Annotated in this window: 21 protein-coding genes; all 21 read left to right on the top strand. The window is 36.4% G+C overall.

All coding sequences use genetic code 11. From position 1 onward, the window contains the following. Positions 1–277: 277 nt before the first annotated feature. The 21 genes from AB5062_RS20765 to AB5062_RS20665 all read left to right on the top strand — a co-directional run bounded on the left by AB5062_RS20765 (position 278) and on the right by AB5062_RS20665 (position 19,335). Entirely contained in the window at positions 278–502 is a 225-nt protein-coding gene (locus AB5062_RS20765; protein ID WP_195574895.1) for a succinate dehydrogenase assembly factor 2, read from the top strand. A 6-nt stretch (positions 503–508) separates the two neighbouring features. After that, positions 509–2,041: a lipopolysaccharide biosynthesis protein gene (locus AB5062_RS20760; protein ID WP_195574893.1), complete on the top strand. Its 1,533-nt coding sequence runs from the start codon at positions 509–511 to the stop codon at positions 2,039–2,041. After that, the gene (locus AB5062_RS20755; RefSeq protein ID WP_347171940.1) at positions 2,038–2,724 is read left to right on the top strand and encodes an acyltransferase; all 687 of its coding nucleotides are present in this window, start codon (positions 2,038–2,040) and stop codon (positions 2,722–2,724) included. Before AB5062_RS20760 ends, AB5062_RS20755 begins: the two co-directional genes overlap by 4 nt. 288 nt (positions 2,725–3,012) lie before the next feature. Beyond that, complete coding sequence (locus AB5062_RS20750; RefSeq protein ID WP_349205808.1) at positions 3,013–4,164, top strand: Coenzyme F420 hydrogenase/dehydrogenase, beta subunit C-terminal domain; 1,152 nt, start codon at positions 3,013–3,015, stop codon at positions 4,162–4,164. Next, positions 4,161–5,237 (top strand): polysaccharide pyruvyl transferase family protein, encoded by a 1,077-nt coding sequence (locus AB5062_RS20745; protein WP_195574885.1) that lies wholly within the window; start codon positions 4,161–4,163, stop codon positions 5,235–5,237. The genes AB5062_RS20750 and AB5062_RS20745 overlap by 4 nt, the downstream gene beginning before the upstream one ends. After that, positions 5,230–6,423, top strand: a complete 1,194-nt coding sequence (locus AB5062_RS20740; RefSeq protein ID WP_195574884.1) for a hypothetical protein — start codon at positions 5,230–5,232, stop codon at positions 6,421–6,423. Before AB5062_RS20745 ends, AB5062_RS20740 begins: the two co-directional genes overlap by 8 nt. Then, positions 6,398–7,618 (top strand): glycosyltransferase family 4 protein, encoded by a 1,221-nt coding sequence (locus AB5062_RS20735; protein ID WP_195574882.1) that lies wholly within the window; start codon positions 6,398–6,400, stop codon positions 7,616–7,618. The genes AB5062_RS20740 and AB5062_RS20735 overlap by 26 nt, the downstream gene beginning before the upstream one ends. After that, positions 7,611–8,747: a glycosyltransferase gene (locus tag AB5062_RS20730; RefSeq protein WP_195574880.1), complete on the top strand. Its 1,137-nt coding sequence runs from the start codon at positions 7,611–7,613 to the stop codon at positions 8,745–8,747. Before AB5062_RS20735 ends, AB5062_RS20730 begins: the two co-directional genes overlap by 8 nt. 159 nt (positions 8,748–8,906) lie before the next feature. Next, a complete protein-coding gene (locus AB5062_RS20725; RefSeq protein WP_229100919.1) occupies positions 8,907–9,374 on the top strand; it encodes a DapH/DapD/GlmU-related protein in 468 nt (155 codons plus the stop codon). A gap of 137 nt (positions 9,375–9,511) precedes the next feature. Continuing rightward, complete coding sequence (locus AB5062_RS20720; RefSeq protein ID WP_195574876.1) at positions 9,512–9,877, top strand: hypothetical protein; 366 nt, start codon at positions 9,512–9,514, stop codon at positions 9,875–9,877. Continuing rightward, on the top strand, positions 9,874–10,992 hold the full coding sequence (locus AB5062_RS20715) for a glycosyltransferase family 4 protein (RefSeq protein ID WP_258920474.1): 1,119 nt from the start codon (positions 9,874–9,876) through the stop codon (positions 10,990–10,992). Before AB5062_RS20720 ends, AB5062_RS20715 begins: the two co-directional genes overlap by 4 nt. Next, positions 10,989–12,185: a Coenzyme F420 hydrogenase/dehydrogenase, beta subunit C-terminal domain gene (locus tag AB5062_RS20710; protein ID WP_195574994.1), complete on the top strand. Its 1,197-nt coding sequence runs from the start codon at positions 10,989–10,991 to the stop codon at positions 12,183–12,185. Before AB5062_RS20715 ends, AB5062_RS20710 begins: the two co-directional genes overlap by 4 nt. Further along, entirely contained in the window at positions 12,182–13,342 is a 1,161-nt protein-coding gene (locus AB5062_RS20705; RefSeq protein WP_195574995.1) for a polysaccharide pyruvyl transferase family protein, read from the top strand. The genes AB5062_RS20710 and AB5062_RS20705 overlap by 4 nt, the downstream gene beginning before the upstream one ends. A gap of 19 nt (positions 13,343–13,361) precedes the next feature. After that, positions 13,362–14,450 (top strand): glycosyltransferase family 4 protein, encoded by a 1,089-nt coding sequence (locus tag AB5062_RS20700; RefSeq protein ID WP_195574997.1) that lies wholly within the window; start codon positions 13,362–13,364, stop codon positions 14,448–14,450. 8 nt (positions 14,451–14,458) lie between these two features. Further along, a complete protein-coding gene (locus AB5062_RS20695; RefSeq protein WP_368326969.1) occupies positions 14,459–15,487 on the top strand; it encodes an acyltransferase family protein in 1,029 nt (342 codons plus the stop codon). A gap of 15 nt (positions 15,488–15,502) precedes the next feature. Next, complete coding sequence (locus AB5062_RS20690; protein WP_368326968.1) at positions 15,503–15,835, top strand: acyltransferase family protein; 333 nt, start codon at positions 15,503–15,505, stop codon at positions 15,833–15,835. Then, positions 15,792–16,193, top strand: a complete 402-nt coding sequence (locus tag AB5062_RS20685) for an acyltransferase family protein (protein ID WP_368326967.1) — start codon at positions 15,792–15,794, stop codon at positions 16,191–16,193. The genes AB5062_RS20690 and AB5062_RS20685 overlap by 44 nt, the downstream gene beginning before the upstream one ends. Then, positions 16,132–16,461 carry an acyltransferase family protein gene (locus AB5062_RS20680; RefSeq protein WP_368326966.1) on the top strand — a complete coding sequence of 110 codons (330 nt, stop codon included), beginning with the start codon at positions 16,132–16,134 and terminating at the stop codon, positions 16,459–16,461. The genes AB5062_RS20685 and AB5062_RS20680 overlap by 62 nt, the downstream gene beginning before the upstream one ends. Positions 16,462–16,504: 43 nt before the next feature. Next, positions 16,505–17,281: a DUF4422 domain-containing protein gene (locus AB5062_RS20675; protein WP_195575044.1), complete on the top strand. Its 777-nt coding sequence runs from the start codon at positions 16,505–16,507 to the stop codon at positions 17,279–17,281. Between the two features lie 41 nt (positions 17,282–17,322). Continuing rightward, positions 17,323–18,447 carry a UDP-galactopyranose mutase gene (gene glf / locus AB5062_RS20670; RefSeq protein WP_038608816.1) on the top strand — a complete coding sequence of 375 codons (1,125 nt, stop codon included), beginning with the start codon at positions 17,323–17,325 and terminating at the stop codon, positions 18,445–18,447. 66 nt (positions 18,448–18,513) lie between these two features. Beyond that, the gene (locus AB5062_RS20665; protein WP_038608814.1) at positions 18,514–19,335 is read left to right on the top strand and encodes a YjbH domain-containing protein; all 822 of its coding nucleotides are present in this window, start codon (positions 18,514–18,516) and stop codon (positions 19,333–19,335) included. Positions 19,336–19,692: the final 357 nt, after the last annotated feature.

The following is a 19,692-nucleotide window of genomic DNA, read 5'->3' as shown; positions in this document are numbered from 1 at the left end:
TCGGAACTTTTTTCAAAAATATCTTTAACGGGTGCAGGGATTATGTTAACATGGTTCCTGACAAAATCACTTTGGCTACAAGCCAATGTTAAATTCAAGACTAATTTTTTAACAAAACTCGGTTTAGGGCACTGAAAAGTGCCCTTTCGAAGGGGTATGCCCTAAATTGAGTGCTTACTTATCGCCAACCGTTATGACGCTTGTCTGGATGATGTGAAAGAGAAAGTGTATACACGGGATATTTTTAGAAAGGATTAAATATTAAATACATAAAATCATGACAAATAAAGATTTAAAAGAAAAATTAGATTCAGCTGAAACTTCATCAGAAAAAAGGGGAATAATAGAATCTATGCGTAATGACATTGTCAATGCGGCAAAAGCACAAATGCGATTTGCGGAACAGTGGATTAACAATGATGCGACATTGACAGATGAGAAGAAACAGGAATTCAAACGGTTGTTGAATATTGAAAGCATAAAATTGGATGTGCAATTTTAAAATCTTATGACCGACACTTCAGCAAACAATAAACGCATAGCCAAGAACACATTACTGCTGTATTTCCGCATGCTTTTCATGATGGCTGTCAGCCTATACACTTCGCGTGTTGTGCTAAATGCTTTAGGTGTGGAAGATTTCGGTATCTATAATGTGGTTGGCGGTGTAGTGGCTATGTTTTCTATGCTATCCGGTTCGTTGTCTGCTGCTATTACCCGATTCATTACTTACGAATTAGGAAAAGGCAATCAGGAGAATCTGAAAAAAATATTCTCCTCATCTGTTACTATTCAAATAGGGCTAGCCATATTAATTATTGTAGTGGCTGAAGCAATAGGCGTATGGTTCTTGAACATGAAGATGAATATTCCTGATGTAAGAATAACAGCAGCCAACTGGGTATTTCAATTTTCAATATTGACGTTCGCAGTCAATCTGATTAGCGTTCCATATAATGCAAGCATCATTGCCCATGAACGAATGTCTGCTTTTGCTTATATCAGTATATTGGAAGCCATAGGAAAACTGGCGATTGTTTTCCTGATTGTAATTTCACCTATGGACAAGCTGATATTCTATGCTATTTTGATGTGTGCGGTTGCATTGATAGTCCGCCTGGCATACGGGGTTTATTGCAAGAGACACTTTGAAGAATGCACGTATCATTTCATATTCGACAGGGATTTGTTGAAACATATGTTCGGCTTTGCCGGATGGAACTTTATTGGTGCAACTTCTGCTGTGTTACGAGATCAAGGCGGAAATGTGGTCATCAACCTCTTTTGCGGTCCGGCTGCCAATGCGGCACGTGGAATTGCGTTTCAGGTAAACAATGCTATCAGCGGTTTTGTTACCAATTTCATGACGGCGCTAAACCCGCAAATTACCAAATCGTATGCGGCAGGTGACCGTAAATACATGATGACTCTAATCTTTCAGGGAGCAAGGCTTTCGTTTTATATGCTTTTGCTGCTCTCCCTTCCGGTTTTGATTAACACACATTATATATTAGGGCTTTGGCTGAAAATTGTGCCCGACCATGCCGTATTGTTCGTGCAACTGGTCTTGGTGTTTGCCATGAGTGAATCCATCTCCAACCCGTTGATAACTGCCATGCTTGCTACGGGACGTATACGGAACTACCAGCTTGTGGTAGGTGGGTTGCAGATGATTAACCTGCCTGTTTCCTACATCCTGTTGCGTATAGAGATGTTCCCGGAAGTGGTACTTGTGGTAGCTATAGTTATTTCCCAATGTTGTCTTGCGGCACGCCTGTTGATGTTACGGGAAATGATTGGCCTTTCCGTCAGGAAATATATGAAGAAAGTCTATGTAAATGTATTGGTTGTGACAGTCATTGCCGCTGTTCTTCCATTCTTAATGACGAATGTTTTTATGGAATCTTTCCTGAATTTTATATTGTCAAGTCTTGTCTCCTTCATTTGTACGGGAATTACTATCTATTATATAGGTTGCAACAAGATTGAACGGAAGTTTATTACAGATAAATTGCATATAATAATTCATAAAATTAGATGAAACGGTTGTATAATATAGACTCTTTGAAATTCTTGTGTGCCGTCTTGGTTATATTTCTTCATGTACGTACTCCCTATCAAGAATACATATTACCTCTTACGCGATGTGCCGTTCCATGTTTTTTCATGATTTCAGGTTATCTGATTTTTACAAATGACAAACTGAAATTGGAAGGGCATTTAAGGCGAGGCATCAAGAAAATGGTTCAGATATTAATATGGAGTACGTTGCTGTTTGCCGCTGTGAAATTCCTTTTTGCGTTCAAGAATAATGATTTTAGCTTCTTGAATCTGGAATCTTTAGGTAAATTCATTTTACTGAATGAAAATCCTTTTGGCTTCCATCTCTGGTATATAGGTGCATACCTATATGTTCTGATTATAATCCTCTTTTTAGAGCGACGTAATAAGCTTGGCTATATTTATTGGGCAATCCCTGTTCTTTTGTTATTGGATTTGTGCTTTGGCAAATACAGCTTGGTCTTATGGCATAAAGAGTTCCCTTTTATATGGGTGCGTAATTTCGCATGTGTAGGGCTTCCTTATTTTACGATAGGGATGCTGCTGAAACAACAGAAAGAACGCATATTGAATTTTAGCCATTTACAATTATTAGCATTAGGGGGGGGGGATTTTATCTTCATTAACTTCTCTGTTAGAAAACAGGTTGCTTACGGAACTTAACATGAATTCAACCAGAGACCATTACATCAGTTCTACTTTCTTGGCGGTTTCATTATTCACGTTGTTTTTGTCTTTAAAACAATCAAAAGCCAATGCCTTTTCTTCATTAGGCGAAAAAGATTCTTTATACATATATATATTTCATCCGTTGTTCATAACATTTTTTTCTGTAGTAAACAAATTTTTGTCCAATATATGGCAAGACATTTATCTGTATTATTCACCATTCATAATCTTGATGGTAACTATTCTTTTTAACAGAACATTAAAAACTTTACATATAATCAAATGATTCAGATTACAGACAAATCACAGTGTTGTGGCTGTACGGCTTGTGCCAGCATCTGTGCGCATGATGCCATTACGATGCAGCCAGATGCATTAGGCTTTCTTTATCCGGTAGTGGATAAAGATAAATGTGTGGATTGCGGGCTGTGTGAGAAGGTTTGCGCTTTCAATGACCATTATGACACGAGCCTCAACCTGCCCCAACCGGATGCATACGCCGCACGGCATAAGGATATAACGAAATTAAGATATAGTCGTAGTGGAGCTGCATTTGTGGCATTTTCTGATTACATACTAGGTAAAGGAGGTGTCATCTATGGAGCTGGTTATAAAGGTCATTTTGTTGTTGTTCATAAACGAGCTACCACCAGAGAAGAAAGAGATGCATTCAGAGGTAGTAAATATGTACAGAGCGATATGACAGGAGTCTTCCGAAATGTAAAGAACGATTTAAAGGCTGGAAAGTTAGTTCTTTTTTCAGGTACTCCATGCCAAACAGCAGGTTTGAAAAGTTACATAGGTAATCAGCTATCTCAGAATCTGATTTTGATAGATATAATTTGTCATTCCGTACCTGCTCCGCAAATATGGAAGGATTATCTTGCTTATGTAGAAAGAAAATGCAAATCAAGAGTGGTCAGCCTTGAGTTTAGAGACAAATCTATTGGTTGGTATCAAACTCATCTTGAAAGTTTCAAGCTCGCAAATGGGAAAACTTACAAGGATTATAAATTGCGTGTTTTTTTTTATTTGGGTTTAGGCACAAGACCTTCATGCGAATGTTGTAAGTTTTGCAATCTTAGTCGCCCCTCTGATATAACAATAGGAGATTTTTGGGGATATGAGAGAACTGTTCCTGAAATGAATAAAGACAATAAGGGAATTTCTCTTGTGTTATGCAACACCCCCAAAGGACGAGAAATATTGCGAGAAGCCTCTGTTGACTTGGTTTTCAAGAAAGTCCCATTAGAAAAAGCCCTGCAACTTAATCTCCAACACCCATCTGAGGGGAATCCAAGAAAGAATGAATTCGCGTTTGATTATGAGCATAAAGGGTTTAATTATGTGGTCAGAAAGTATGGGAATGGAGGCATCATAAACAAAACACGTGAATTTTGCAGAAAAGTATTACGGGAAATAGTCCGATTATGAAAATAGGAATTCTTACATTTCACAGAGCACATAATTATGGGGCTGTTTTACAAGCCTATGCTTTGGTTACATACCTTAAAAACATTGGGCATGATGCTGAAATAGTAGATTATCGTCCCGAATCCATAGAGTTTGCTCATGGCATGATACCTTATGCAAGAATAAAGAAAATGTCTCCTTTGGGGAAAATAAAGTTTTTAGTGAAAATATTTCCGTTCTTGCTCTTCAGAAAGAAACGTGCAAATATCTTTTATAGATTTATTGAAGAATTGCCAACCTCTTCTAAGATATATACTTGGAGGGACAAACACATTGAAGGGTATGATTATTTAATATGTGGAAGTGACCAAATTTGGAATCCTAAAATAACAAATGGCTTAGACCCTTTTTATACGGCAGAAATTCAGACGGATGCTAAATATATTTCCTATGCTGTCAGTTCTGAAATTAAGCCTAATCAGCAAGGATTAGAAGCATATAAAGGTGTGTTGCAACGTTTCTCGAAGATATCGGTGCGTGAATCTTTGTTTAAAGAACAATTACAGACATTGACAAATAAAAAAATAATTCAAGTACTTGATCCAGTGTTTCTTTTATCAGTAGAAGATTGGTTACGTTTTAGTAAAAAACCTTTTAAAGAAGAAAACTATATATTGGTATATCAGGTGAAAAGAGATAGAAATGTATTGAGATATGCACAACAGTTAAGTATATCCAATGATTGTAAGATCATGGAGATTACAGCTGAAGCTGATTTTTTCCCACGAAAAAAGAGATATTCAATGCTTTCCCCTCAACAATTTGTTGGTGCTTTTGCAAATGCAAAATTCGTAGTAACCACATCGTTTCATGGAACAGCCTTTGCCGTGTTATTTCACAAACCGGTAAAAACAGTGTTGTTTAATACGGCTGGCGATTATCGGGCTATAGATTTGTTGAATACCATAGGTCTGAAACAAAGTACGATAACTCTGCAAAGCCAAGGGGATATAGATATGCCCATATTGGAAAAAGCTTGGAATTTGTCTAATATGATTGTTAAATCAAAAGATTTTTTGTCTTTCAATGACTGACTTGATATTTAAAAAAAATAATTATCCTTTCATCGTTATATTAGCAATTTTCCTTTGGTTATGCGATGGATTGTTTGGCTTACTTCCTCTTTCAAGAGTGATGTTTATTGTATATGTTGGTGTTTGGTTTTTTCTGCGCAATAAAGATACAACATTCTCACGCCCCGTATCCATATTAATGATTAGCATGATATTAAGCATGTTTTCATGTTTGCTATTTCATGGACAATCATTGTTTAATTCGTTGCCAGGTTATGTCACTTATGGTGCAATTGTAATTTATTTTGTGTTGTTTAAAATAAGATTATCTCCCAATGTCGTTGAAAGACTGATTTTTTGGATGTTCATTATTTTTTGTGTTTGCTATATTTACCAAGTTATTGTCTTCCCTAAACCTGTATTTATATTATCGGGAGATAATTTTAATGAAGGATTGGATATTCTACTGCGACGTATTCGTATGCCTGGAATGAGCCTTGTTGGTATAGGTTTGTTTTATTCTTTGAATAAACTTCTTTTAGGAAATTATAAATATCTCGCATTTGTAGTCTTAGCAGCTGTGGTAATGATGTTGTTTGGTTTCCGAACACTACTTTTTTTCTCTATTCTATTTTCAATATGGATGATTGTTAAAATTAACGGATTTTCTTATAGGCTAATTGTAGGAATAATCGTCCTTCTCATCATTATATGGGGATTCTCGTTAACGACCTTTGGACAAGAAACTTTCGCAGCTATGCTGGAAAGACAAGAGAACGATCAAAATTTCGGGAATAAAGATTATATTCGATATACAACATTGTTTTATTATTATAGTCAACACTTCTCGAACTTTATCGAATTTCTCTTGGGATCAGGTATTCCTAATAGGCTTATAATCAGTAATTATGGTAGATATTATGACAATCTTGAATCATTTGGCATTCATTATTATGATTGGGGTATTCTTGGAATGAGCTGGATGATGGGACTTATGAGCTTGATAGCAATGGTATGGTATTCAGTAAAAGCATTCTTTACAAAAGTACCTCGCAACAAATTATATTTGACTCTATGGTTTGGCTATCTATTGGCTTGCGGTTTTACATCTGCTGAGTTTGTTCGTCAAGGTTGTTTCTTGATACAAGGCATGGTTCTATATTTAATACACGTGTATTCAGATGAAAAAAATAATAGTAGTAAATAATGGCACTTTACCTCTTCCTGCAGTACGTGGTGGAGCCGTAGAAACTTTAATAGAACTCTTAATCAAAGAAAATGAAAAAAGAAAAAAGTTCTTATTTGAAGTTTATTCAATATACGATGAGAAAGCATTGGAGGCAGCAAAACTATATTCTTATACATCTTTTTGTTTTGTAAAAACACATGACCATAGGGGGGCGATAAATCATTTTGTTACAAGATTAGTTAATTATGTATCTTTAAGGGCAAAAGGTTTTTATCATCCTTTTTTACTGCATAGGCAAATCGCTAAAAATGTAAATAAGAACAAAGGTGATTATGCTGCAATTATATTGGAAGGAACTTCGTATAGTGCACATTATCTAAAGAAGAAGACCGGATTGCCTATAATTCAGCGAGTACATAATATTCCTCCGAGAACTGCTGTACGTTTTACTATTCAAAGTGCCAAATCTACCTATTTGTATATGGGAATATCCAAATTTATATGTCAAAATCTACAGCAATTCGAAGGAAAATATTGTAAAAATATTGAATTACTTTATAATTCTATCGATTTTTCTCTGTTTCAGCAATTTATGCCTGATGAGGAAAAATCTTGTTTACGTAAAATGTTAGGATTCGATGATAAAGATTTTATCATTATGTTTTCTGGCAGATTACGTGAATTTAAAGGTGTCAAACAATTGCTGGAGGCTATGCTCTTATTATCGGATATCTGTGATTTAAAGTTGCTTGTTGTAGGTAGTTACTTTTTTTCTTCATCAATCCAGTCTTCTTTTGAGAAGTCATTGTTGCCACTAATCAAACAATTGGGTAATAGGGTGAAATTTACAGGCTTTGTGGAGTATAAGGATATGTATAAATATTATAATATTGCAAATCTTTGTGCATTTCCCTCAATATGGGAAGAGCCTTTTGCATTGACTTGTTTGGAGGCTTTGGTTTGTGGGAAACCTGTCGTTATTACAAAATCTGGAGGTATGGTTGAAGTTGTAAATGAAAAATGTGCAGTTGTTCTTCCTAACAATAGTAATTTGGCTGAAAATTTGGCTGCTTCAATTAAAGAGTTAAAAGGGAATCTTATAAAATTGTCGGAAATGGCTGTTGCTGCAAAGACAAGAGCACGTCTTTTCGCTCCAGAAATACAATATGACCGATTTTCTTCACTTATAGAAAAATATATTCATTATGAATAATATCATCATTACATTTGCCAATGCCATTGATCCTACTTCCGGGGGAGTAGAAAGGGTGTATCATAATCTAACCCCTTATTTTACTTCTCATGGATACAATGTATATGCGGTGTATAGAATATCGTCATCATATGATGAAAATTCTGTATACACCAAGGCATTTCATGTGGATGCGCCAATAAGTAGTCCGCAATATATTGAGACTTTGGATAAAATAATGAAGGAAAATAAAATAAACATTGTTATATATCCATTTGTTGACTATGAATTATATAGATATTTTTCTCATCTAAAAGATATAAAGGTTTTTTTTCATGTGCATAACGTTCCATCAAAACTTTTTAGGAAAAGTGTTTCAATCATTCCTAAATGCTTGAAAGGAACATGGATAGACAAAATTACTGGTAATATACGTAAATGTGTACGATTTAATGCTTCTTTCAAAAGGCTTAATAGAAATGGAATGAAAATAATAATCTTATCGGAAAGTTTTAGAACAGACCTTTTGAATATATATAAGTTTAAGTCAGAAAACGTAATAGCATTGCCAAATCCTTTAGTAATCGATAACAAATACTCATTACGTTCAACAGAGAAAGAAAAAATTATCCTATATGTTGGAAGAATCAATTCCAGTCAAAAAAGGTTTCAATCACTCTTGAATATTTGGAAAATATTGCAGGACAAGCTCGTCCAATATAAACTTGAAATAGTTGGTGGTGGTACAGAGCAGGTCTTTTTTGAGAAAATGGCTCATAGTATGTGCCTGAAACGTATTACATTTCATGGGTTTACAAATCCAACAGAATACTATAAAAGAGCCCCAATTCTTTGTATGACAAGCAACTATGAAGGTTTCCCCATGGTCTTAGTGGAAGCAATGCAATACGGTTGTGTGCCATTTGCTTTTGACTCATTTCCCTCTTTATATGATATAATAAATGATGGTATCAATGGGGTCATTGTTCCCGCTTTCGATGAAGATAGTTATGCAAAAAAAGTCATGTCATACTTGTCTCAACCTATAGAGAAAATGTCAATAATATCAGCAAATGCAATTAGAAAAAGCCAAACATTTGACATAAATGCCATAGGAGGCAGATGGATTGAACTTTTTGAAAAACCATGATAATAACATCAAGTTTTCAACCATTCCGACACAAATTTCTACAACTTAAATCATATGAACATTAATAGCTGTTTATCACCATTTAAGCAAATATTCACGCGATTTATATTAAATTATTTAATTTCTTATTTTCCTTTTTTCTTTATAAGAAAAGTATATATGAAACTATTAGGTGTGAAAATAGGGAAAAGAGCGATTATTGATATGGGATACTATATCTTGGGTTCTACAAGATTAATAATAGGTGAGAAATGCCATATTAACAGGCAATGTATGCTTGACGCACGTGGTGGCATCACAATTGGAAATAATGTTTCTATATCACATTGTGTAAAAATAGTATCTGGAAGCCATAACTACAACTCAAGGCATTTCGACTATGAAGCCGCAGAAATATTCATTGAAGATAATGTTTGGATTGGAATAAACGCAATTATCTTGAAAGGTGTACGTATCGGAGAAGGTGCTGTAATTGCTGCCGGAGCCATTGTAACAAAGGACTGTGAGCCTTATGGTGTGTATGCCGGCATACCTGCAAAGAAAGTAGGCGTACGTCAGCAAAACCTCGATTATGATTGTACTGGATTCGCATATTTTCATAATATACGGAAACCATATTTTAGTTAAAGTATACATTTTACAATGTCATTAATTTGTTTATAGGTATCATTATTAGAAAATGAACCTATTACAATTATATTGTCAAGATATGATTTCTGTCAAGACTAGTTAATATTAAAGTTGTAATTAAAAAGATAGTAAAAATGAATGAATTGGAAGTAAAAGACTTAGAGGTGGCTCTTCCTGGCGTGACAGTCCTCTCGTATGATTTGGATACAACAGAAACTCCAGATATTAATGATTTTATTAGGCAGATCTTATTGGATGATGGATGGCAAGATGAGATTGGAAATATCATCGTGAGACAATTGGGTATTCAAGATGTATTGACAAAAGGCAAACTCCCGCTCTCCACTTTGTGGAAAGGGGAGTGTACTCCTGCACAGGCCGTCAATGAGTTTGAGTTGGCGTTGCTGGCTTATAATACAAGCCATAAAGGTCCTTGTGCTTATGGAAAAGCCGTGGCTTTTTGTGGAAACAAATATGTTGCTATAGACAAGAGAAAATGATGAAAAAGAAAATAAGTTGGATTACTCCAGATTATTATATCGATGTAGACTTGCCGATTGTTGACAGGTTAAGCCAAATTTTCACTATAAAGTGGATGATAGTAATTAGCCGTAATGCTTCTATTATCGATAATAAGAAATTTGTGGAGCATAGATTGACACATAAGTCCAATCTTCTTATATCATTTACAAAACTGGAATGTCGATCTGTTTCCCCAAAAATATGGAAAAGTTATTATAGAATTGTAGAAGAAGCCAAGACTTTTAATCCAGATATTTACTATATAAGTTTGTATGGTATGCCTCACGCCCTTTTATTCTATAAATTCTTTTTACCGAAAGATAAATGTGTAGCTGCTTGCCATAATGTGACGACTCCCCAAGGAGCTAAATGGGAGAAAATAGCTAAGATATATACATCTTGTTGGCTCACCTATTTCAAAAACATACAGGTTTTTTCAAAAGGGCAATATAACAAATTGGTTTCCCTCTATAGTGGGAAAAATGTATTAATGGCTCCATTGGCCTTGAAAGACTATGGAGAGCCAAAAGAAATGCCGGACAAATTGCACACTTATCCTATACGCTTTTTATTTTTTGGAAATATCCTTGAATATAAAAGGGTGGATTTGCTGATAGAGGCAGCAAATAAATTGGTGCGGAAAGGATATTCAAATTTTAAAGTGAGAATTGCCGGTGCTTGCCAAGAGTGGGAAAAATATCAGGATTTGATAGAACATCCCGAATATTTTGAATTATATATCAGACGTATTCCGAATGAAGATGTCGCAGACTTGTTTGCAGACAGCCATTATTTTGTTATGCCTTATCAAGACATTGCACAAAGCGGTGCCATCACAGTTGCTTTCAGGTATAATTTGCCTACAATCACTTCTAATATTGAGCAGTTTAAAGAATTTGTAACGGACAACGAAACTGGACTTACATTTGAAAGTAAAAACTCGGATGCATTAGCCACGGTCATGCAATATGCAATAGATCATCATGTAAATATTTATCGCAGTTTGTGTGATAAACAAAAAGAGTTTGTGCATAGAGAATTTTCTATAGAATCTATCGTCAAAAAATACGTTGATTATTTTAATAGATTATGAGTTGGCCTGTTTTAGCAAATGAAAGGAATTGTACGGCATGTTGTGCATGTGTTGCAACTTGTAAAAAAAAAGCTTTAAAAAAGATATTGCAAAATGACGGTCACTATTATATAGCCATAGACCCAAATAGATGTGTTCAATGTGGAGCTTGTGAAAAAGTCTGCCCCATTATAAACGGGAAAGACTATGGAAACAATGATTTTTTAGCCACAGTTCCATATAAAGGTTGGAGTAATTTAGCGAGCTATAGAACGAATGGAACTTCTGGTGGTATTTTCGGAGCGGTTGCCTATGATTTCGTCAAGAGTGGCGGAATTGTTATAGGAGCTGCATTACTACAAAATGAGTGCAAACACATTGTTGTTGAAAGGATTGAGGATATATCTAGATTGCAAGGTTCAAAATATATGTATAGTGACCAAAGTGGAATTTATGATGTTATTAAAGAAAAGCTAAAGGAAGGGAAACGGGTTTTATATTCTGGTCTACCATGTAATGTAGCTGGAATCTTGTCGTTCTTTTCCAATCATCCGAAAAAAGATAATTTATATACTATAGATTTAGTTTGTGGTGGAATCCCATCCACCTTGTTGCAAAATTGTTTCTTTAAAATTTACCCCAATAGCCAGATTTTATCATTTCGGGAAAAACAGCAATACAGTTTAACTTATTTGCATAATGAGGAGAAGGAATGTGCTGGTTATAGGAATCCGCTAATATCTGGGTTCTTATCCGGTTTAACTAACCGCTATTCCTGTTATCATTGTAAGTTTGCTTATTTGCATAGAAATAGCGATTTGACTTTAGGCGATTATTGGCAAAAGGACGTAGAAAATCAGCAACCTGCTTCACTTATTTTAGTTCATTCCAATAAAGGGAAAGAATTGGTAGCAAGTGAGAATATACATATAGAAAAAGCTGAATGGAAAGATTTCTTGCCTTATAACCCGAAAATTGCAGTTTGTGACATTGAATGGGATAAAAGATGGGAGCGAAAGAACTTATCATACATATATCATAAAGTCCCAACTTACATATTCAATGTCATATATGCATCTATGTTCAAAAAATATGATGCTTTTGCCATTGTGTATTTAGTATATAAAAAGATGCGTTATTTCCTTGAAAAACGAAGAAGGCATTTATTTGTCATGGATATTTTAAAAAATATATACCAACATAGGAATCAATGAAAATTCTCGTCATTACTTTCTCCCGTGGCTTGAATCCGGGAACTTTTATGCAGGCATATGGGGTGAGAACCGGGCTTTTGAAAATCTTTCCCAATGCAGAAATCAACTACCTTAGTTTCCCCGACTTCAAATGGGACAAGGGGAAGCGTGGAAAGAAAGATTTTATTGGGCACGTTCTGCTTCAAAAGGCATTTGCGGCTTACCGCTTGTTGAAATACAGAAAACTGGAGCAACAAGTATTTTCCTATACGCCTACGATAGACTTATTTGATTATGACATAGACAAAGCAAAATCTATCTTGCGGAAATATGATTTGGTTGTAGTAGGAAGTGATACTATTTTGGAAAAGGTAACAGGTGGTAGCCAACAATTGGGCTTAAACTGGGGTTCCAGTGAATTGTGTAATGCCCCACATGTCTTTTTCGCAGCCAGTGCGTCACCTGCCAACTTCGCTAACGACAAATCTCTGTTGGAAAGATTGAAACTTATAGCCGATAAGTTTATTTATATCGGATTGCGTGATGGGTTGACAGTAGACTTGTTTACGAATAAAATGAGAGTGAATACCCCTGTATATAAACAACCTGATCCTTCTTATTATTTGGACATCAATGAATTTCAATTACCCGAATTTTATGTCCGCAAGCTGAAAGGAAAGAAAATAGCCTTTTATAATTTCAGTCCCAATTTCCCTTACCGTAAAGAACTGGCTGATTTAATAAGAAGAAAAGGTTATACAGTTGCATCGTCTGTTTACAATCCATATGCCGATATTCGAATAGACACAATTGGGCCGAAAGAATGGGCGGGTATATTCAGGTATTGCGACATCATCATAACGGAACGTTTTCATGACTCTTTGTTTGCATTGCGTAATTGTAAACCTGTAATCGCTATTGATTGGGAGAAAGACCGATTCTCGTCTACAGGAGATTCTAAGACATATAGAATTTTGAAAGATTATAATCAGCAGAACTATCATTTTATCTTGGAGGATAAGAATCAACTCGCTTCTATTATAGATAAAATACCTCAACTAATGTCGGATTTTGATACGGCACGTATTATTCGGAAAAATGAAGAATATGTAACACTGGCGATGAACCTATTAAAGGTCATCAAACAGAATTATGATGAGTTTTTGAGACTGCATTAATATTTCATTTTTGAATATTATGAATATCTATTTTTTTATCCAAGACATATCCTTAACAGGCGGAACAGAAAGGGTGACTGTCAATTTATCCAATTTGTTTGTCTGTAAGGGACATAAAGTAACTATTATTTCTTTCAACAGAGGGAAAGAAAAGGTTACTTACCAGCCTGTGACAGAAGTCGGAATCGTTTATTTATCGAATGAACCCTATCCTATAGATAGCGGATATATAGCTCGATTACGTTCTTTTTATCATAGCATAAAGGCATTAAAACATTTTTTTAGGTCACAAATAAACAAGAATGAAGAGAATGTCTTTATCAGCCAGAATTTTTTTGCCAATACTTTGTTATGGTTGGCAGGAGAATCTAAAGATGTATTAGGATGTGAACATTTCAAGTATGACTTGTATCCGAAACCAGTCAGGGCTTTAAGATGCTTTGTTTATTCTTTCTTTAAAAAGATAATCGTATTGACAGATAAAGACCAGACGAAATTCTGCAAACATCTTTCGCAAAATAAGGTAGTTACTATCCCTAATATGGCAATCGCTAAAGAAGATTTTAAACTGGATTTAACTAGTAAAACCATCATTGCTGTAGGACGTCTGCATCCTCAAAAAGGATTTGATATGCTGATATCTGCAGCAAAAGACGTGTTTGATAAGTATCCGGATTGGCATTTGAACATATTCGGAGAAGGAGAATTGAAAGATGCATTACAGTCGCAGATTCAAACTCTCGGCCTGCAAAGGAACATATTTTTAAAGGGATATACGGATAATATAAATGGGGAGTTTGCAAAGAGTGCCTTTTTTGTATTATCGTCCAGATATGAAGGTTTCCCCATGGTATTAGTGGAAGCGATGAGTTTGGGAATGCCTTCTGTAGCATTCGATTGTCCAGAAGGTCCCGCACAATTGTTGGCAGAAGGAGGCGGCATTTTAGTTGAAAAAGAAAATATTTCCAAATTGTCTGAAGCCATGGTTTATATGATAGAACATCCTGATTTCAGACAAAAGTGCTCTAAACATAGAGAGTTCATAAAAGAGCATTTATCTCCGAAAGTTATCTATGAAAAATGGAGATATGTTTTTGAATCTAAATGAAAAATGCTATGAATAATGATAGTCAAGTTATTGTATCTAAAAAAGAACGTTTACATTGGTTGGATTATTCCAAAACCATAGGGATGTACTTAGTCGTATTAGGGCATGTTAAAGACAACACGCTGTTATTAAAGGGAATTATTTACTCATTCCACATGCCTCTTTTCTTCTTCCTATCAGGCTTTTTACATAAATTAAGAATTGGGGGGGGTAAGTTTTGTGTTTCACTTGTAAAACAATTAGTGATTCCATTCTTCATCTTCAATGGGTTGACTTTGCTGACGAAAATTAAGGATATACAGACAAATGGATTGATAGTAACGGTATATGACTTTTTAAAAGATTTTTTCGAAAGCACATTCTTAGGGGACTTTCCTGTTGGTCCGACTTGGTTTATCTTAAGCCTGATATGGATGAAAATCATTATGTTCTTACTCTTGAAAATCAGAGAAGATTTCTTGTCTTTACTTATTATAGAAATAATATGGATTACAGCACTGACATTGTATTACACATTGGACTTTCCGCAAATACCTAATTATTTTCATTTGGGCAGTTCGTTGCTTGGTTTTCCTTTTTACCTTGCTGGATTTCTGCTAAAATTAAAGTACAAAGAGACAGTAGCTTGGATAAAACGCAAACGTTGGACAATCGGTCTGATCTTTGTATTTTATATAATCGGTTTTCTTTTCAATGGCTTTGCTTCATTAGAAGGCTGTAAAGTAGGGAATTATATTCTATTAATGTATCTCACCGGACTGTGTGGAACTCTATTGACAATCGTCTCAACCCATTTATTGAAACGTCCGAACAAGTGGGTTTATGTGCTTAGTTGCGGTATGATTGTTATATTGTGTACACACGGTTTCATACTGAATATGACTATTAATAAGTTCCCGATTTTTGAACTTTATTCTTGGGCTTGGTACATTTATGCCGTTATAAGTTGTATCATAATTATGATAATAGAAATTCCTATCATTCTATTTTGTTCACGCTATTTTAAGTGGGCAATGGGTGGAAGGAAGATATTTTAATTGAAAGTATTCATCATGCGAATCAATTATCTAAACAGTTTACGTTTATTGGCAACTCTAAGTGTTGTCTTTTTACATACCAGTGCCAGATTACTTGATGCGAGAGAAATCACAAATCTTGATACTCAATTTGGGTTATCATGTTATAAATATACCATGCAATTCGGTGTCCCTGTCTTTATCATGATTTCGGGCGCCTTATTCTTAAACCCATCTAAAGAAGTTGGTTTTGGCTTGTTTGGGCGTAAATATGTGAAAAGAATCGTTTCGGCATTGGTAATATTTGGCTTGCCTATGTGCCTAATTGAAACATATTTTAGCAAACAGGGAGGGGGGGGGGGAAATTAATAGTATTATACATTTCGCAACAGGACATTCGTGGGCACACATGTGGTATCTGTATATGTTAATAGGGCTTTATCTGATTACACCTGTTATCAAGCCGTTTGTAGTGAAAGCTTCGAATAAGGATTGGCTGGCTGCTTTAGGACTGTTTGTTTGTCCTGTCATCATTATTCCCGACTTTGAATGCCGCGGGAGTTGGATTGACAGGGTATATGATTTTTTCCACTCCTTATTTGTTTATCTATTTGTTGGGATATTGGTTGTGTTGGAAAATTCCACAAAAGATTTATGGGAACAAAATGCTTCTGATTGTAATCATTATCCTATGTATTGGGATTATTATCACGAAATGTTATTATAGACTTGACGTTTACGGTTACGCTACTCCTGTCGTAATCTGTTTGGCTTCAGCCTTGTTCCTTTTATTTAAGTCATTGAATATGAATTGGAACATAGCTAACAAACTGGCACCCTATTGTCTTGGCATTTATCTGATGCATCCTGTATTCATCAATTTCGTTTATAAGTTTTGTCTTCATCAGCGGATAAAGACAAAAAACAAGAGCCATTATTATACAGAAGAAATAGAGGACGCCATGTGGCATCCATTAATTCCATACACTTTCTAATTAGAAATAACTGATTTCTAAAACTATATTTTCCAACTTTTTTATGAACATCAAGATTTTGGTGGCGGCTCACAAGCAGTGTGAGATGCCTAAGAGTGACGTGTACCTGCCCGTACAGGTAGGAAAGGCTCTGCATCCCGATTTGGATTTAGGCTATCAGCCTGATAATGAAGGAGAGAATATCTCGGAGAAGAATCCTTATTACAGTGAATTGACTGCTATCTATTGGGCTTGGAAGAATCTGAAAGCCGATTATATCGGGTTGGTGCATTACCGCAGATACCTCGGAATGAAACACGGAAAAGATAAGTGGCAATGTCTGCTGACAAAGGAGGAAGCCCAAGCGCTATGCAAAGAACATGACATCATATTGCCACAGAAGCGGAGATACTATATAGAGTCGCTATGGTCGCATTACGAGCACACACATGATATTTCACATTTGGAAAAGACAAAAGCGATTATCGCAAAAGACTATCCGGAATACCTGCCTGCTTTCAACGAAGTGATGAAAAGAACTTGGGGACACATGTTCAACATGTTCATCATGAAAAAGAGTTATGCGGATGAGTATTGCGCTTGGCTGTTTGACATTCTATTTAAAGTAGAAAAACAGATAGATTTCTCCTCCTTGCCTGCCTTTGACGCCCGTCTGTTTGGCAGAATCAGTGAACTACTGCTTGATGTATGGATAGAGACCAATGGGTATTCACATAAGGAGATAAAGATGATACAGATGGGAAACGAGAACTGGCCCCAAAAGATTAAATATTTTTTAGCAGCTAAATTCTTTGGCAAGAAGTATACGCAGAGTCGATAAACCTATAAAATAAAAAAACACATTAAATTTAAGTATTATTCATGCAACATTACGATTACCTAATAGTAGGCGCAGGCCTGTTCGGCTCTGTCTTTGCCTACAAAACCAAGGAACAGGGCAAAAAATGTCTGGTGGTTGACCGCCGTCCACACTTGGGTGGGAATCTTTATTGTGAAGATGTGGAAGGCATCCATGTGCATAAGTACGGGGCGCACATCTTCCATACATCTGATAAGAAGGTGTGGGACTTTGTCAACTCGATTGTGGAGTTCAACCGCTACACCAACTCACCCGTGGCAAACAACAAGGGCAAGCTCTACAACCTGCCGTTCAACATGAACACGTTCTACCAGATGTGGGGCGTGACCACCCCTGCCGAAGCCAAGGCGAAGATAGAAGAGCAGAAGGCAGAAGCCATTGCGCGTATGAAAGCGGACGGTGTAAGCGAGCCACGCAACTTGGAAGAACAGGCGCAAACGCTTATCGGCAAGGACATTTACGAGAAACTGATAAAAGGTTATACCGAGAAGCAATGGGGACGGAAATGTACGGAGCTTCCGGCTTTCATCATCAAGAGGTTGCCCGTGCGTCTGGTTTTCGACAATAACTATTTTAATGACAAATACCAGGGGATTCCCATCGGCGGATATAATGTGTTGATAGAGCGTCTGCTGGACGGAGCAGATACACGGTTGGGCTGTGATTTTTTTGCTCATCGTGAAGAATTGGAAGCTCTGGCGGATAAGGTGGTGTTTACCGGAGCCATTGATGAATATTACGGTTATCGGTTCGGCAAACTGGAATACCGCACGGTGCGGTTTGAGATGGAAACATTGGATACTCCGAACTACCAGGGTAATGCGGTGGTGAACTATACGGAACGGGAAGTGCCTTACACACGGGTCATCGAGCACAAGCATTTTGAGATGTTCGGCACGGATGTGGACAATTGCCCTAAGACGGTCATATCACGTGAATACAGTTCGGAATGGACGGAAGGCAGCGAGCCTTATTATCCGGTGAATAACGAAAAGAACAATGCGCTTTATCTGAAATACAAAGAGCTAGCGGATAAGGAAACGAACGTTATCTTCGGTGGAAGGCTTGCGGAGTATAAGTATTATGACATGCACCACATCGTAGAAAAAGTATTGAATCTGTTTTAATTTGTAAAAACGCAATTCTGAAAAGTCAATAATGCATGAAAAAGATCAAAAATCTGAAGACTTTCCATGAAATATTTTTATTCTTTTATTATATTGTGCTGTTTGGTGACCAATATGTTGGGTCAGCATACCTACGGCACATCAGGGCTGCTTTATTCTCCTACAGCCGAAATGCAGAAAGACAAGACTGTCATGATTGGTGGCAGCATGATAGACCACAATATTTATCGTGATGCCTATTGGAATGCCCATGATGAGTATAAACCTTATACTTATAACTACTATCTGAACATTACGCTGTTTCCATGGTTGGAAATAGCTTATACCTGTACGCTGGTAAAAGGCATTCATGGCAGCAATTACTGGCCGCAGCAGACTTGGGGCAAATTTACCAATCAAGACCGTTCGTTTCATGGGCGTTTGCGTCTGTGGAAAGAAGGTTGGTGGCAGCAATGGACACCACAAATCGTGCTGGGAGCGAATGATCCGGGTAGTCACGAGAGTGCAGGCGGCGGTGACCTTACATTTCAAGATGTAGGAGAAAGCACCAATCATCTGACCCGTTTCTATGTAGCTGCTACCAAGCATTTTACTTTTGAGAAATGGGGAACATTGGGTTTACACGCTTCAGTCATCCAGTTTGACGGTTTGGATTTTGACAACGAACACGGCGTGACGGTAGGCATAAATTACCGTTTCAATCGTACTGAAGATGATTTTTGGAATAAAGCGTTGAACGGACTAAATCTGATGGGAGAATATTATGACGGCGTGTGGAACGTGGGAACAAACTATTCGGTGTGGAAAGACCGGATCAATGTGGTGGCAGCACTGTATGACAATCGGTTTTTGTCTGTTGGGATATATTTCAGAGTGTGCTTGAAGTAACCAAGTATTTATTCGAATTTATAAAGATTATTGGAATAAAATTAAAAACAGGAAGAAGTTCAGTAATAAAGAAATTACATGAAGGACACAGTATCCTTTCGGCAAATACCATGGAGCCATCCGAACAGAACATATGGAAATGGATGGATAACGAACAAGATGAAGGAGAAAATTCCTAAATCAGATGTACTGTTCTTGTTTTGGGGATGATACTTTTGCGGTTTCCATGCAGATAACAAGTCAATTGTATCGTTGGAGCGAACGGCTCAGAGAAAAGTACGTAAGCAGTCAAAAATTGGCTCATAATTGAAATCTCTATCTTCGCTGCGAACAAAAATTTTAGGATTTATGTATAGC

The sequence above is a fragment of the Phocaeicola sp. RTP21359st1_B8_RTP21360_211022 genome (assembly GCF_040911965.1).
In the GTDB taxonomy this organism is placed as follows: Bacteria; Bacteroidota; Bacteroidia; order Bacteroidales; family Bacteroidaceae; genus Phocaeicola; species Phocaeicola vulgatus.
Note: the sequence above shows the minus strand (reverse complement) of the source record. Positions and strands in the feature narration are given on the sequence as shown.